Raw genomic sequence first — 14,213 nt, forward strand, 5'->3', positions numbered from 1 at the left:
TTCTTGGTTTATCCGCCCCCCCCCGCCCCCGGGGGGGGCCCCCCCCCCCCCGGGGGGGGGGGGGGGGGGCCCCCCCCCCCCCCCCCCCCGACACCGGTCAGTTCAAAGAGCCGATGTCGATCGAGAAGCTGTTCTTGTCGTTCTTCTTGCCCGGGGTGTTCCCGCCGACCGGCCTGGTCGGCAGCACCGGCAGTGCGCCCAGCAGTCCGCTCTCGATCGGGGGATCGCTCGGCGTGCCCGGGTCCACCGGATCGAGGCCGGGGAGACCGGGGGCCCACCGCCGGTGTTCCCGCCGCTGCCCGGGTCGCCAGAGTTGTCGGGGTGAGAGGTCCAGTCGGGCCAACCAGGCCAGCCCCCGCCGACCGGCAGTCCGCCCGGGTCACTCGGGCCGCCGGTGCCCCCGGAGCGGCAGCATGGCCACGACCTGTGAGCGGGTGGGCGCCGTCCCGTAGGTTGATAGCGCTCGGACAGGATCGACGGCGAGGGGCGGACCACACATCATGACGGCGGTATCGGGCCGGCGGCCTGCTGCTGCGGGTCCGGCAGTGACCACGCCCGCGGCAGAGGACGACCTGCGTACGTTGTTCGGCCAGTCCATCGCCGTGTTCGCCTCGCTGGCCGGGCCGACGCACGTGCTGGAGGCCGCGAACCCGGCGTTCTTCACCACGATCGGCCAGGAACGCGCACGCACCGGGGTCCCGCTGGCGGACCTGATGCCCGAACTCGCCGGTCAGGGCTTCATCGACCTGCTGGACCGGGTCTACCGCGCGGGGGAGTCCTACACCGGACGTGACGTCCGGGTCGTGCTGGGCACCGGCCCACACGCCCGGGAGACCTTCTTCGACTTCACCTACGAACCACGCCGTGACGCCGACGGCACGGTGACCGGGATCCGGGTGATCGGTGTGGAGACCACCCAGGTCAAGCACGCCCAGTGGTTGATGGCCGAACACCGCGCACTGCTGGAGCAGATCGCCCGTCAGGCACCGCTGACCGAGGTGCTCGACGGGATGGCCCGCTGCATCGAGAACCTCGCTCCGCAGGAGGTGTTCGTCTCGGTCCTGCTGGCCGACCCCGACGGCCGGCACCTGCGCCACGGTGCCGCGCCCAGCCTGCCGGACTTCTACAACGAGGCCATCGACGGCATCGCCACCGGCGACGGCGTCGGTTCCTGCGGCACCGCAGCCCATCGGCGGCAGCCGGTCGTCGTCACCGACATCGCCACCGACCCGTTCTGGAGCGAGTTCCGCCCCCTGGCCGACCGGGCCGGACTGGCCGCCTGCTGGTCCACGCCGATCCTGGCCCGCGACGGTGGACTGCTGGGCACCTTCGCCATGTACCACCGCACCCCACGCGTGCCGCAGGACACCGACCTCGCCATCGCCCGGCTGTTCGCCGGCACCGCGGCGCTGGCCATCGAACGCCACCACATCGAGCGGGCGCAGAAGGCCGCCGAGGAGCGCGCCACGGCTGCGCACGACGAACTGGCCAAGGCGATCCGCGCCGAGCGCGAACTCCGCGCCGAGGCCGAGCAACGCGCTGCCGCCGCCGCGGAACTCAACGCCCGGATGCGGTCGGCCGCCGCCGCGCAGGTCGCGGTGCCGCATCCCGAACGCTGCCAACTCGGCGGTACGGCCGGATGCGTCGCACCGGCCGAGATCAAGATCGCCGACTCCTGGGGCGACGCTGCGTGGGGCTGCCCCGCTCACGTCGAGGAAGCCATCATCAACGTCCGTTCGGTGTTCATCGCCAACGAGGAACTCGGCGGGCTCGCCGCCTATCTGCGCCGCTGAACCGGCCGGGCCGGCCGGGAGCGACGCGGGTGGCGACGACGGCGCGCGGCCTGCCGTGTTGGATGGGGTGATGGCAACCATCGCGCGCCTGGCCGCAGGCTCCCGGATCGGGCTCGGACTGGCGGCCGTCGGCCGTCCGGGCTACATCAATCTCGGACGCGCCGCGGACCTGCCGGCCGAGCGGACCGTCGAGGCGCTGCGCGCGCGTGCGGCCGAACTCCTCGACCAGGCGTACGCCGCCGGGGTCCGCTGGCGCGCCTGGTCGACGACTACGACATCGTCGCCGCCGACCTGACCGCGTCGACGCCGGTGACCAGCGAGCGAGACCTCGTGGTGTCGATCCTCGGCTACGTCGCCAGGGGCGGAGGCGGCGAACACTTCGTCGCCTCCGCCCCGGTGCTGGAGACCTTCGCCCGCCGGTTTCCGCACCGGGTGGCCCTGGGCGGCACCTCCGTGCGGGCCGGGATCCTGATGAGCCGACTGGGCATACCGTCGACGCTGCACCTGGTCACCGTCAACGACACCGTCCGCCGGCTCCTGCCGCACGACAGCGACCACTTCACCACCGCCACCGAGGACACCTTCTATCCGCACCTCATCGTCCAGTACGACCAGGGCCTGCGGATCCGCACCGACCGGCTCGACATCACCGCGCCGCACCCGAACCGGCTGATCTACGTCAACGACCCGGCCAACAGCACCATGCTGCTCAGCGACGACCTCGGCCACCGGCTGAGCGGCGCGGAGGTGTTCCTGATCTCCGGGTTCAACGCCATGCGCTCCTCGGCACAACTCGACGACCGGCTCACCGAACTGCGCGCCCACCTGCGCCACCTGCCGCCCGGGGCGGTGACCTACTTCGAGGACGCGGCCTACCACGAGCCCGCGTTCAGCGGCCAGGTCCGGGACGCGCTGCTCGACGTCATCGACGTGTACGGCCTCAACGAGGACGAGATGCAGTCGTACCTCGGCCACCCCGTCGACCTGCTCTCCCCGGACGAGGTCGCGGACGCGCTCACCGCGCTGCACCGGCTCATCCCGGCACCGACGCTGGTCCTGCACACGAAGTACTGGGCCGCCGCGTTCGGTCCCGCCGCGACCCGCTACGCCGACGCCCTCGACACCGGCACCGTCATGGCCGCCGCCCGCTACTGCCACGGCGACGACGTCACCGACACCGACGTCGCCCGCCTGCGCGCCCGGCCCCGCCGGCCCGAGTCGTTGGCCTTCGCCGCCGCGGTGCGCACCCGCCTGGGCGACACCGTGCACTGCGTACCCGGCTTCGCACTCGACGTCCCGAACCCCACCACGGTCGGCCTGGGCGACACGTTCGTCGGCGGCTTCCTCGCCGCGCTCGCCGCGACGGGCGCGACCGCCCCGCCACCCCCACCACGAACGGACTGACCGCCGATGACCGTCGAGGTCCTATCCGCCAACCAGCCGGAGACCTTCTATCGGGGCGCCGGCCGGATCGCCGACTTCCGCACCGTGCCCGCGTCGCCCGACCGCCCCGAGGACTGGGTGGGCTCGGTGACCACCCGGTTCGGCCTGGGCCCGTCCGGGCTGTCCACGCTCGCCGACGGGCGCGTGCTGGCGGAGGCGATCGCCGCCGACCCGCGCTGGTGGCTCGGACCGGGACGCACCGACACGGGCGTACTCGTCAAACTGCTCGACGCCGGCCAACGCCTGCCGCTGCACGTCCATCCGGACCGCCGGTTCGCCACCGCCCACCTGGCCTCGCCGTACGGCAAGACCGAAGCCTGGGTGATCGTCTCGGCCCGCCCCGGCGCGTACGTCCACCTCGGCTTCTCCCGCGACGTGCCCGCCGACGAACTGGCCGGCTGGGTGACCGGGCAGCGGACCGCCGAGATGCTCGACGCCACCAACAGGATCCCGGTGGCGGCCGGCGACGCGATCCTCTGCCCGGCCGGCCTGCCGCACGCCATCGGCGACGGCATCCTGCTCGTCGAGGTCCAGGAGCCGACCGACTTCTCCGTGCTGCTCGAGTACGAGAGCTTCGGCCTCGCCGACGGCCACCTGGGGATCGGCTACGACCTCGCCCTGCAGTGCGTCGACCGCAGCAGGTGGACACCGGACCGACTCGACCGGCTGCGCGGCGGGCACCGGCTGCTGCCCGAGGCCGCCGACGAGTTCTTCACCGCCGGACGGCTGCACGGCGGCGACCGACTGGAGCCGGGCTTCAGTGTCCTGGTCGTGGTCGCCGGGGACGGCAGGCTGACCGGCGAGCACGACGACCTGATGCTGCGACGGGGCGATACCCTGCTGGTCCCGTACGCCGCCGGCCCGCTGCGCGTCGACGGTCCCGTCGAGGTGATCCGGCTGGCGGCACCATCACTCCGACGGGCTGCCTGATCGACGATCACCGCCGGCCGAGGAGAACCGAATCGCCGCGCGCCGATGTGATGGCCGTCACAGGAAACCGGGACCCCATCGCGGTCCGCCCGTCGTCTTACCCGGTGTGAGTACCGGCATGGACGCAGCGGACGAGGGCGAACTCGTGCGGCGCGTCGCCCGTGGTGATCGGCGGGCCTTCGACGAGCTGTATCGGCGTACCTCGCCGTGGCTGGAGGTGCGCCTGCGTCGCCGGTGCGCGGACCCCGACATCGTCGCCGAGGTCCTCCAGGACACGTACCTGACCGTCTGGCGGGCCTCGGGCACCTTCGCCGGAGTCCGGACCGGAAACGGCGGCGCGGCGCGGGGTACCGCTGTGGGCTGGTTGTGGACCATCGCCGCCCACCGACTGGTCGACGCGTTCCGTCGCCGGGCCCGCACGGCGCAACTGCCGCAGGTGCCACTGACGCCGACCACGGCACCCGCCGCCGAGGACGAGGTGATGGCGGCCCGGATCGGACAGGAACTCGAACAGGCGCTGCTCGCCCTGCCGCCCGAGGTCCGTGCCGCCCTGCGTGCCACCGTCCTGGACGGGCTCTCGCCCCGAGAGGCGTCCGTGCTGCTGGGCGTACCCGAGAACACCGTCAAGTCCCGTGTCCGCCGAGCCCGGATCGCGCTACGGGAGGCCCTGTCATGACTCCCCACCCGACCCTCACCCAGATCGAGCGGTACGCCACCGCCGACCCCCGCCTCGACGAACCCAGCGTCTGGGCCGTCGAGGTGCACCTGGAGGACTGCGCCGACTGTCGGGCCCGGTTGGCCGGCAGCACCACCGTCGACACGCGTACCGTCCTCGCCCAGGTCGCCGCCACCCTGGACCGGGAGATCGCCGCGTCGCCGGCCCCGGCCGCCCGCAGCCGGTCCTGGACGGTGCTGCGCCGCCGCTGGCTGGCCGGCACGCTCGTCCCCTGGCTGGCCATGACCGCCGCGGTACTCGCCTGCGCCGTCGTGCTCAGCGAGTTGTGGACCGAGTTGCCGTCGCTGGTGCTGCTGCTCGCGCCGCTGGCCCCGTTGCCCGGCGTCGCGGTCGCCTGGCACCGCCGGGCCGATCCCGCCTGGGAACTGATCGCCACCACCCCCGGCGCCGGCTTGACGACCCTGCTGCGACGCACCGCGACGGTGCTGGTGGTCGTCATCCCACCCCTCGCCCTCGCCGGCTACGGCACCGGCGTGCCACCGGCGCTGACGCTGTTGCCCTGCCTGACGTTCACCGCCGCCACGCTGGCGCTGGGCAGTCTCGTCGGCGTCCGTCGGGCCGCGATCGGACTGGTCGCGGTCTGGACGCTCGCGGTGATCACACCCAGCATCGCCGCCGCCCGTACGCCACTGGTGCTGACCGAGGAGAGCACCGGCATCTGGGCACTGACCACGGTCGCCCTGACCCTCACCGCGCTGCTGCGGGCCGACGGGCTCCGACGACTCGCCCAGCAGTAACACCTCTCCGCCCACGGACGCGCGACGCCGCGTCCCGCTCCACCGACCCCGAACGAAGGAGGATGCCGATGCGTGCCCTGAGCGCGGCCGAAACGGCCGTCACCACTGATCCCTGGGCTGTCCACGCCGAGGGACTGAGGGTCCGCGCCGGACGGCGCCTGGCCGTCGACGGCCTCGACCTGGCCCTGAACATCGGGGTCCACGGACTGCTCGGCCCCAACGGCGCCGGGAAGACCACGCTGATGCGGTCCCTGGCCACCGTCCTCGCGCCGGCCGCCGGGCGTCTGACGCTGCTCGGACACCCGGTCGACGGCCGCGCCGACCTGCGGGCGGTCCGCCGTGGCCTGGGCTACCTGCCGCAGCACTTCGGCTTCTATCCGCGCTTCACCGTGCGGGAGTTCGTCGGATACATGGCCTGGCTCAAGGAGATGCCCAAGGCGACGATCCCGGCGGCGGTCCAGCGGGCCGTCGACCGGGTCGGCCTGACCGACCGGGCCGACGCCCGGCTGAAGACCCTCTCCGGCGGCATGCTGCGCCGCGCCGGCATCGCCCAGGCCATCGTCAACGACCCGCAGCTCCTGCTGCTCGACGAACCCACCGTCGGCCTCGACCCGGAACAACGACTCGACTTCCGCGAACTGCTGCGCGACCTCGGCACCGACAGCTGCGTCCTGGTCTCCACGCACATGGTCGAGGACGTGGCGGCGGCCTGCACCGACGTGGTCATGGTCAACGAGGGGCGCCTGGTCTGGCAGGGCACCGCCGAGGCGCTCAGCGCCCAGGGCGACCAGAGCCACCCGGGCGACAGCCCGACCGAGCGGGGCTACTCCGCCGTCCTGCGCCGGCACCGGGCGGAGGCCGCCCGATGAGCATCCTGGGAGTCGAACTACGCCGCTCCGCCGCGCTCGGTGCCGCGCTGATCACCGTGCTCGCCGGAATCGGCGCACTGTATGTCGCCCCGGCCCGCTGGTCCGGCGGCTGGATGTCGCTGGCTCTCATCACCCGCGAGTACCTGCTGCTGATGTGGCCGTTGGCGCTGGCCGCAGGCGCCTGGCAGGGCCGTCGGGAACACCGGTCGAACGTCGGTGAACTCTTCGGCACCACCGCCCGGCCCCGTGTCCAGCGGATGGTGCCGGTTCTCGGCGCGATGGCCCTCGCCCTCGGCACCGCCTACCTGCTGGTGACCGCGGCGGGTGCCGCCCGGATCGGCACCAGCGCCGGCTATCTGCCCCTGCTCGGCTTCGCCGTCGTCACCGGCGTCGGCGTGCTGTCCCTGATCGCCGCGGCCTGGCTCGGTCTGGGGATCGGGCGTCTGCTACCCGTTCCCGCGACCGCGCCCGCGTTGGGCGTGGCCGGCGTCCTGATCGTCTCGATCAGCATGTTCATCCGCCCGGACTGGCTGGCTGCGGCGGTGTCCCCGATCTACGGCACGAGCCAGTTCCACGCGTACCAGACGATCGACAACCGGGTCAGCGGTGCGCTGGCGATCTGGCTTGCCCTGCTCGCCGTCGCCGGCCTGGTGCTGTTCGTCGCCGGTGGCTGGCGGACCCGTACGGCGGCGCTGGTCCCGGTGCTGCTCGGGCTCGCCGCGGCAGTGGCGGTCGTGCCCCGGGACCCGGCCGTGCTCGACGCGCCGGTGGACCCGATCGCCCGGGAACTGGTGTGCACCGACGATGCCCCGACGGTGTGCGTGAGCCGGGTCAACACCAAGGTCCTCGACGACCTGACCCCGTTGGCCCGCGAAGGTCTGGCGGCGTTGGCGAAACTCCCGGACGCCCCGACCGCCGTGCACGAGGACACCTCCACGTACGGGCGCGGCGGGGCCACGCCGTCCCGCGACGACGTCGTCGAGGTACCGGTCCGGATCGACAGGTACGGGGGACTCGCACACCCGGGTGTCGTGGCCGTCGAGGTCGTCCGAGGGCTGGGCGTCCCCATCGACATCGAATGCCGGCAACACCACGAGGCGGTCGAACGGGCGGCGGCGTACTGGCTGCTGGGCCGCGAGCCGCAGTCCGACGTCGGACTCATCCCCGGAATGATCCAGGAGGACCCCGAACTCAACCCCGAGGCGCTCGCCCTCTGGCACGGTCTGCGCGAGGTCTCCGCCGAGGAGGCGCTGGCCCGGGTGACGGCGGTCCGTGACGCCAAACGGGCCTGCGAGGACACGAGCGAACTGCTGTCCCGGAGCACTCGGTGACCTGGACGCTGCTGTACCTGCGCTCCCGGCGCGTACCCCTGGCCCTGGCCGTGGCCCTCGGCGGCGCGGCGGTGATCTGGACGCTGTGGCTGACCATCGCCGACGAACGCGACGTCGCCCCGACGACGGTCGTCCTGACGGTCCTGCTGATGGTCGCGGTGCTCTCGGCCACCCTGGCCGCACCCGACGAGAACCTGGACCGGACCGCCTCGTTGCGATGGCCGCCGCGGCGCGCGGCGCACCTGCTGGCCGGCCTGCTGGTGGTCCTGCTGGCCCTGGTCGCCACGCGGTACACCGGGGCCCGCTTCGGGCCGGCCACGCTGGTGTTCCGCGACGCCGCGGGCCTGCTCGGACTGACGGCGCTGTGTGCGACGGTGGTGGGCGCCGGTCGATCGTGGTTCCTGCCGCTGGGCTGGACCAGCGTCGCGGTCATGTATCCCCAGGCGGGCACCGGGGGAGCGGTCCTGACCTGGCAGGGCCAGCCGACCGACAGCACTGCGGCAACGGTGACGGCGGCGGTGTTGGCCCTCGGCGGGCTGATCGCCTACTCGCTGGCCGGCCCGGCCCGCAGGGAAGCCACCGAGTCGATCCCCTGAGGCCTCACCGGTTCGGCGAGTGATGGATACCCTTCGAGGACATCGAACTCGTGCTGCTCGTCATGGAGGTTCACCTCGGTTCGGTCGAGAGCGAGAACAACGTCAACGACGCGGCTCTCATCGAGACCAACAGCCAGGCCAAGGTGCGGGTCAGGTACCTGCGGCGACCGCCGCGCTGGGCGTCTCGCTTTAGACCTCGTGACCGGTCGCCGGCGTGGCGGACGTGAGCCTCCGCCACGTCGGCGCACGCGAAGGATGGGAGATGAGAGTGGCAATCCGGATCGCCGTCATCGTCGGTGCTCTCGGCAACCTGTTGGCGGTCCTGGTGCTGCCGTGGGCCCGCTACGGCAGCATCGACATACCGCTGCACCGATTCCCGGGCTGGTTCGTCCATCTCGCCGCCGTCATCGTCCTGTACGGCGCGGCGCTGTGGGCACTGCTGCGGCCCCCCGCACGCCGACCCCTCGCGGTCAGCGGGGCGGCCGGACTTGTCGCGGCCGGCTCTGCCGTCGTCATCGCCAGCGGGTACGACGACGCGAGCAGCTTCTTCGACGGGACGGTTCCGGCGGTCATGCCCGCGCTCGGGTCGGGCGGTCCGGTCGCCGTCCTGGCCGTACTCGTCAGCCTCACCGCGCTCGCCGTCCTGGCGGCACGGACGAGGGGCACGCCGACTCGAACCATCGGCCGGCCCGGCGTCCCGACACCGTCGCACTAGCCCGACGACACCAACCCGCCGACGTACTCGGTCGCCATCGCCCCGATCCCGCACAGCCGTTCACCCCTGGGCGAGGCGCTCGCGGGCGGACACCGACCCGGAAACCCTTGCACCTCACGTGACGTCATGCCGCATCGTCGACGAGGTGACCGAGCACCTGACCGTCGGACGTGTGGCGAGGATGGCCGGCGTGAGCGTCCGGACGCTGCACCACTACGACGAGATCGGCCTGCTGCGACCGGTCGCCCGGACCAGCGCCGGCCACCGGGCCTACTCCGCGGGCGACGTGGAACGGCTGCGGGAGGTGCTCGCCTACCGGCGGCTGGGCTTCGGTCTGCGGGAGATCGCCGCTCTGGTCGACGACCCGACCAGCGACGCGGTCGCCCATCTGCATCGGCTGCGTGGCCTGCTGCTGGCACAACGGGACCGGGCCACCGCCACGATCGCCGCCATCGACAGGGAACTGGAGGCGCGGGCGATGGGCATCAGCATGACGCCGGAGCAGCATCTGCGGGTCAGCGGCGCGCAGTTGTACGAGTCCATCGGGTCCGCGTACCCGGCGACGCGACGCACCGAGCCGCGCATTGCCGCGCGGGTCTGGGAAGCGCTCGGTGACGCCCGCACGGTGCTGAACGTCGGGGCGGGCACCGGCTCGTACGAACCCGTCGATCGTGCGGTCACCGCGGTGGAACCCTCGGCGACAATGAGGACGCAGCGTGCCGTGGACGCGGCGCCGTGTGTGGCCGCCAGCGCCGAGAACCTGCCCTTCGCGGACGGGGCGTTCGACGCGGCGCTGGCCTTCAGCACCGTCCACCACTGGCACGACCCGATCGCCGGGCTGCGCGAGATGCGGCGGGTGGCCCGTCGCGTCGTGGTGTTCACGCACGACGCCAGCGACACCGGCTGGCGTCAGCGGTTCTGGCTCAGCCGGGACTACCTGCCCGAGGTCGCCGGCCTGGTGGTCGGCCGCCCCTCGGTGGACGAGCTGGCCCGCGCGATCGGGGCCCGCATCGAGCCGGTGCTCGTCCCGTGGGACTGCGCCGACGGCTTCTTCGAGGCGTACTGGCGTCGACCCGAGGCGTACCTGGAGGAGCAGGTCCGTCGGGCGGTGTCGGTGTGGACCCGGGTCGGTCCGGCGGCCGAGCAGCGGGCCGTACGCGCCCTCCGGCAGGACCTGTCCTCGGGCCGGTGGGCCGAACGCAACCGCGAACTCACCGACCTCGACGCGGCCGAGCTGGGCCTGCGACTTCTCGTGGCCTGAGGCTCACCACCCGCAGTGGGGATCGGCTCAGGTCGCGGTGAAGACGACCGCGCGTCCGGCGGCGGCGCGCTCATAGAGGGCTCTGATCTCGGTGAAGCCGTCCCAGGTGTACGCGAAGTCCGCGTCGTCCTGGGCACCGAGGTAACTCGGATCGTCGACGGCATCGAAGCGTCGACGCAGCCACGCCGGTTGCACCTCGCGCAGGGCGTCGGCGACCTCCCGCACCTCGGCGGCGCTGACGTAGACGACGTAGTACTGGTCGTGTAGGTGCCGCCCGCCGAGCACCGTGTGGGACAACGGGTACGTGCCGGCGTCCGGGTCGAGGGTGCCGTCGGTCAGGCAGCGGTGGACGGCGTCCCACGCCTTGTCGGTGTCCGCCGTCAACTCGCCGTCTGTCCACGACTCCTCGATGCTCTCGAGGATCTCACCCACGCCGCCGCTGTCGCCTTGATCGGCGGCCACGAGCAGTGCGCGTTCCGTGTCCGCCGCGACGGCGAAATGCACTCCCAGCATGCCGGGATCGTACGGGGCACCGCAACCGTCCCCGATCGGAACGGCGGGTGGGCACCCGGCTGATGCCGGATGCCCACCCGTTCCCCCGTCGGACAGTCACCGACCCGAGGCGAGGGGCGATCCGGATGTCAACGGCGCAGCAACGCGTCCGAGACCTTGAGGTGTGAGATCACCTCTTCGATCTCCGGCGGCCCCTCGACGTAGTCACCGGCCTTGAGGCGCTGTGACTGCACCTGGTATTGCGCCTGTAGGTCGGCCAGACGCTGGGTTGCCTGGATGGCCACGCAGTCGCCGACCGGATCGCCCGGCATTCCGGGCACCGTCACGGCCGGGCAGTCCACACCGAACTGCGCCGGGGCGTGGCCTCGCGGTGAGAACCAGTCGTTGTACGCGCACGCACCACCCATCGTCTCCGGCCGGCACGCGTCGTACGCCTTCAGCGCGCCCGCCATCGCCTCGGCGAGGTGATCGGAATCGCCGGTACCCGGCAGGGTGAACGCGCCCGGGAGGTGCTGTCCGCCGAAGAGCAGGCCGTTCAGCGTCTCATTGGTGCGCAGCGCCTTGGCCCAACCGACCTGGCTGTACGCCTGCAGGAGCAGCAGGGTGTCGTTGAGCTTCGCGTACGCCCGAGCGAGCGGGGTCGCCGGAGAGTTCAGGTCGGTGAGCACCCGCTGGTAGTAGTACTTCTGCCGACCGTGCAGGGCTGCGGTGGCCCGCAGCCAGGCGTCGTCCTCGCTGGCGGCGACGTTCGAGATCTGGGCGTGCCGTTCCACGCCCGTCCGCAGGCCGCTTGCCCAGAGGTTGGACACCGCCTCGTCGGGGGCGATGCTCCGGCGGAACCCGGTCTTGGAGTTGTACCACTCGACCTTGCCGGCGGAGCCGACGTGGACCAGTCTGCGTGCCTCCCGCCACTGGCCACCCGGCCACTGGACGTGCAGCCGGATGGTGACCCGTACGTCGGCGGTGGTGCCGGTCTCGTAACCGGCCTCGTAGAACTCCGGGTTCTCGTAGACAGCGTCGAAACAGGTCTTGAACGCCGGCTGTGCCGCCTGTGGCAACAGGGTGTACGCGGTGTGGTACGAGTGCGGCAGGTTCGCCGTCACCCCGTTGCTCGGCACCGGCAGGGGCCTGGCATTGGTGGCGCAGGTGCGCATCGTGTCGACCGCCGCCACCCGACCCGGGGGTGTCTGGTTGGCGTGGCCGAACGGGTCGTAGCTCCCGTTCATCCCGACCTCTTTGCGGATGTCGCCGAGCGCACCGGTGAGCGCCGTAAGGTCCGTCCCGTACGACTGGGTCAGTTTGGTGAAGAGGAGATTGGTGCCACCGGCTTCGGTGGGATCGCTGAAGCTGCGGGCGACCGCCAGGATGTCCTGACCGGTGTTCTGCAGGTCAATTGCCCGTTGCGGTGTACCGGTGCGGGCGAACGCGGCGTTCTGCTCGGTCATGGCGATGTAGGCACGGGAGGCGGCCGACCACACCCCGGCGTTCGGGACCCCGTAGTTGGTCGGCACGGCGGGCATCGGGAACTGCGGGTCGTACCCGCGGGCCAGCCGGGCGAGCAGCAGCATCGAGCCGTTCGGCGTGTGGGTCCGCACCCCGTCCACGCCGAGGGAGCCGACATCCCTGGTGGTGACGGAGAGCCCGCTGGCGGCCGACTTCTCCTTGCCGTAGTGGAAGAACGTGGAGACCGCCGGCCAGTAGAAATCGAAGTTGTCCAGCGGACGGCCGGACTTCGCCTCGTACCCGAGATAGGTCTCGGCCTGCAACTTGAAGTCGTGCATCGCGTTCTCCTCGAACGCGGCGTGGGTGCTGACCGCCAACGCGCTGACCTTCGAGTCGAGGCCCAGCAGGATGGACTGGATCGAGTCGAGGCGGGCGCGGACGTCGCGGATGTCGCCCCGGAGCCGGTCGAACTGGACCAGCATCTCGTCGAAGATGACGACCAACGCCTGCTCGATGGCGTCGAACCGGGTCTCCATCCGGGTGCCCAGCTCCCGCATCTCCTGACGCATGGCGGCGATCTGGTCGAGGATCATCTGTTCCGGGCTGGGACCGCTGCCGAAGAAGACCGACGTGAGCGACATCGCGGCGCCGAGCAGGTTGCCGGCGAGAGCGGCGGTCCCGATCGAGCTGAGCGCCTCGAAGACGTCCAGGCCGGCGACCTTCGGGATGTACTCGTTGATGGCGGTCGCGATCGTCAGCGCCGCGCCGCCGACGGTGGAGATCTCCTTGGCCGCCTTCTTGTCCGCGAACCCGATCAGGGTGGCGACGAAGTTCAGCGCGGCACCGGCACCGTCGATGGCGACCTGCCGGTCCTCGGCCTCGGACAGGGCCCGGGTGTAGTCCTGCGGGGTCGGCTTGGGCCCCGGACCGTGTGGATACTTCGTCGACATCCGCACCAGCTCCTCGCGGAGCGCCTCGGTGTCGGCGTTGATCCGCGCGAAGCCCTGCCGCGCCATGTCGAGCAGCTCCGTGGTGGACGCCCGCTGCTGGGTCATCATCTGGTTGAGCGCCTCGGCGTTGATGAAGGAGGCGAGCAGCGGATCGGCGAGCATCTCGCCCCACGTGGCGTTCAGCCGAATACCGACCCGGGCGCCGATGAACCCGTCCCACGCCTCGGCGAAGGCCGGGTCCTGCTGCCCGAGTCGGGTGATCTCACCCCACTCCCGGTCCTGCACGGTGTAGAACCGTTCCAGGTAAAGGTAGTTCTGGTAGGCGCCGGTCACCTGATGCCGGTAGAGCTGTTCGGAGGCGAGCTGGTCACCCCAGGTGCTCTCCAACAGCACCCGCAGGGCGGGGGTGACGAAGCTTACACCCGGGAGGCCGGAGATCGCCTCGATTCCCTTGATCACATAGCTGTAGGCGGTCGACTCTGTGCTCGGCATGCCGGCGTACTCGTTGCTGACCGCGGTGTTGAACCGGATGATCATGTCTCGGAGTTGGGCGGCGGTCGCCTGTGGGTGGCTCGCCCGCCAGTCCCGCAGGGCGGCCGAGACGATCATGTCCTGAATGCCCTGCTGGCCGCGGTCGTGAATCCGCATGTGCAGGGAGAAGAGCCGGTCGCGGGCCTGTTGCGGGTCCCAGTCGCCGGTGTCGTCGGCGCGGACGACAACGGCGCTGCCGAGGAGCAGCGAGAGGACGGTGACGAAGACGACGGCGACCCGTCGCCGCAGGGCGGTGCCTTTTCTCATGCTGACGCGCGACGGCGGGATCTTGCCGCCGGCCCGCGTGGTGGGTGACACGTTCACTTCCCCAATCTGCTGTGGACAGCGTCGACCGCACACGGTCG

General features: G+C 71.8%; 14 protein-coding genes. 11 read left to right on the top strand and 3 right to left on the bottom strand.

Features of this window, described 5'->3' with window-relative positions; translation table 11 throughout:
• Positions 1-97 precede the first annotated feature (97 nt).
• The gene (locus ABT008_RS29705) at positions 98-343 is read right to left on the bottom strand and encodes a hypothetical protein (RefSeq protein ID WP_350700512.1); all 246 of its coding nucleotides are present in this window, start codon (positions 341-343) and stop codon (positions 98-100) included.
• Between the two features lie 202 nt (positions 344-545).
• Here ABT008_RS29705 and ABT008_RS29710 point away from each other — a divergent pair, with 202 nt between their 5' ends.
• The 11 genes from ABT008_RS29710 to ABT008_RS29760 all read left to right on the top strand — a co-directional run bounded on the left by ABT008_RS29710 (position 546) and on the right by ABT008_RS29760 (position 10,411).
• Positions 546-1,793, top strand: coding sequence for a GAF domain-containing protein (locus ABT008_RS29710; RefSeq protein WP_350700514.1), 1,248 nt, complete (start codon positions 546-548; stop codon positions 1,791-1,793).
• A 70-nt stretch (positions 1,794-1,863) separates the two neighbouring features.
• On the top strand, positions 1,864-2,088 hold the full coding sequence (locus tag ABT008_RS29715; RefSeq protein ID WP_350700516.1) for a hypothetical protein: 225 nt from the start codon (positions 1,864-1,866) through the stop codon (positions 2,086-2,088).
• Positions 2,085-3,197: an ADP-dependent glucokinase/phosphofructokinase gene (locus ABT008_RS29720; protein ID WP_350700566.1), complete on the top strand. Its 1,113-nt coding sequence runs from the start codon at positions 2,085-2,087 to the stop codon at positions 3,195-3,197. The genes ABT008_RS29715 and ABT008_RS29720 overlap by 4 nt, the downstream gene beginning before the upstream one ends.
• Positions 3,198-3,203: 6 nt before the next feature.
• Positions 3,204-4,166 carry a class I mannose-6-phosphate isomerase gene (locus tag ABT008_RS29725; protein ID WP_350700518.1) on the top strand — a complete coding sequence of 321 codons (963 nt, stop codon included), beginning with the start codon at positions 3,204-3,206 and terminating at the stop codon, positions 4,164-4,166.
• Between the two features lie 118 nt (positions 4,167-4,284).
• Positions 4,285-4,842 carry an RNA polymerase sigma factor gene (locus ABT008_RS29730; RefSeq protein WP_350700520.1) on the top strand — a complete coding sequence of 186 codons (558 nt, stop codon included), beginning with the start codon at positions 4,285-4,287 and terminating at the stop codon, positions 4,840-4,842.
• A complete protein-coding gene (locus ABT008_RS29735; RefSeq protein ID WP_350700522.1) occupies positions 4,839-5,639 on the top strand; it encodes a hypothetical protein in 801 nt (266 codons plus the stop codon). The genes ABT008_RS29730 and ABT008_RS29735 overlap by 4 nt, the downstream gene beginning before the upstream one ends.
• A 68-nt stretch (positions 5,640-5,707) precedes the next feature.
• A complete protein-coding gene (locus ABT008_RS29740) occupies positions 5,708-6,508 on the top strand; it encodes an ABC transporter ATP-binding protein (RefSeq protein WP_350700524.1) in 801 nt (266 codons plus the stop codon).
• Positions 6,505-7,839 (top strand): hypothetical protein, encoded by a 1,335-nt coding sequence (locus ABT008_RS29745; protein WP_350700526.1) that lies wholly within the window; start codon positions 6,505-6,507, stop codon positions 7,837-7,839. Before ABT008_RS29740 ends, ABT008_RS29745 begins: the two co-directional genes overlap by 4 nt.
• Positions 7,836-8,435, top strand: a complete 600-nt coding sequence (locus tag ABT008_RS29750) for a hypothetical protein (RefSeq protein ID WP_350700528.1) — start codon at positions 7,836-7,838, stop codon at positions 8,433-8,435. Before ABT008_RS29745 ends, ABT008_RS29750 begins: the two co-directional genes overlap by 4 nt.
• 262 nt (positions 8,436-8,697) lie before the next feature.
• Positions 8,698-9,150 (top strand): hypothetical protein, encoded by a 453-nt coding sequence (locus ABT008_RS29755; protein WP_350700529.1) that lies wholly within the window; start codon positions 8,698-8,700, stop codon positions 9,148-9,150.
• Positions 9,151-9,295: 145 nt separating this feature from the next.
• Positions 9,296-10,411, top strand: a complete 1,116-nt coding sequence (locus ABT008_RS29760; protein ID WP_350700531.1) for a MerR family transcriptional regulator — start codon at positions 9,296-9,298, stop codon at positions 10,409-10,411.
• Between the two features lie 27 nt (positions 10,412-10,438).
• Here the strand turns inward: ABT008_RS29760 and ABT008_RS29765 are convergent, their stop codons facing one another.
• Both ABT008_RS29765 and ABT008_RS29770 read right to left on the bottom strand, forming a co-directional pair.
• Positions 10,439-10,924, bottom strand: a complete 486-nt coding sequence (locus tag ABT008_RS29765) for a DUF1877 family protein (protein ID WP_350700532.1) — start codon at positions 10,922-10,924, stop codon at positions 10,439-10,441.
• Positions 10,925-11,052: 128 nt separating this feature from the next.
• Entirely contained in the window at positions 11,053-14,166 is a 3,114-nt protein-coding gene (locus ABT008_RS29770) for a hypothetical protein (RefSeq protein ID WP_350700534.1), read from the bottom strand.
• Positions 14,167-14,213 lie beyond the last annotated feature (47 nt).

It is taken from the genome of Micromonospora sp. NPDC002389 (genome assembly GCF_040296095.1).
Taxonomy (GTDB): domain Bacteria; phylum Actinomycetota; class Actinomycetes; order Mycobacteriales; family Micromonosporaceae; genus Micromonospora.

Excerpts from the sequence above, each read along its gene's own strand:
- ABT008_RS29735 (WP_350700522.1), top strand. The coding sequence starts at position 4,839 with ATGACTCCCCACCCGACCCTCACCCAGATCGAGCGGTACGCCACCGCC.
- ABT008_RS29755 (WP_350700529.1), top strand. The coding sequence starts at position 8,698 with ATGAGAGTGGCAATCCGGATCGCCGTCATCGTCGGTGCTCTCGGCAAC.
- ABT008_RS29740 (WP_350700524.1), top strand. The coding sequence starts at position 5,708 with ATGCGTGCCCTGAGCGCGGCCGAAACGGCCGTCACCACTGATCCCTGG.
- ABT008_RS29745 (WP_350700526.1), top strand. The coding sequence starts at position 6,505 with ATGAGCATCCTGGGAGTCGAACTACGCCGCTCCGCCGCGCTCGGTGCC.
- ABT008_RS29765 (WP_350700532.1), bottom strand. The coding sequence starts at position 10,924 with ATGCTGGGAGTGCATTTCGCCGTCGCGGCGGACACGGAACGCGCACTG.
- ABT008_RS29715 (WP_350700516.1), top strand. The coding sequence starts at position 1,864 with ATGGCAACCATCGCGCGCCTGGCCGCAGGCTCCCGGATCGGGCTCGGA.
- ABT008_RS29725 (WP_350700518.1), top strand. The coding sequence starts at position 3,204 with ATGACCGTCGAGGTCCTATCCGCCAACCAGCCGGAGACCTTCTATCGG.
- ABT008_RS29730 (WP_350700520.1), top strand. The coding sequence starts at position 4,285 with ATGGACGCAGCGGACGAGGGCGAACTCGTGCGGCGCGTCGCCCGTGGT.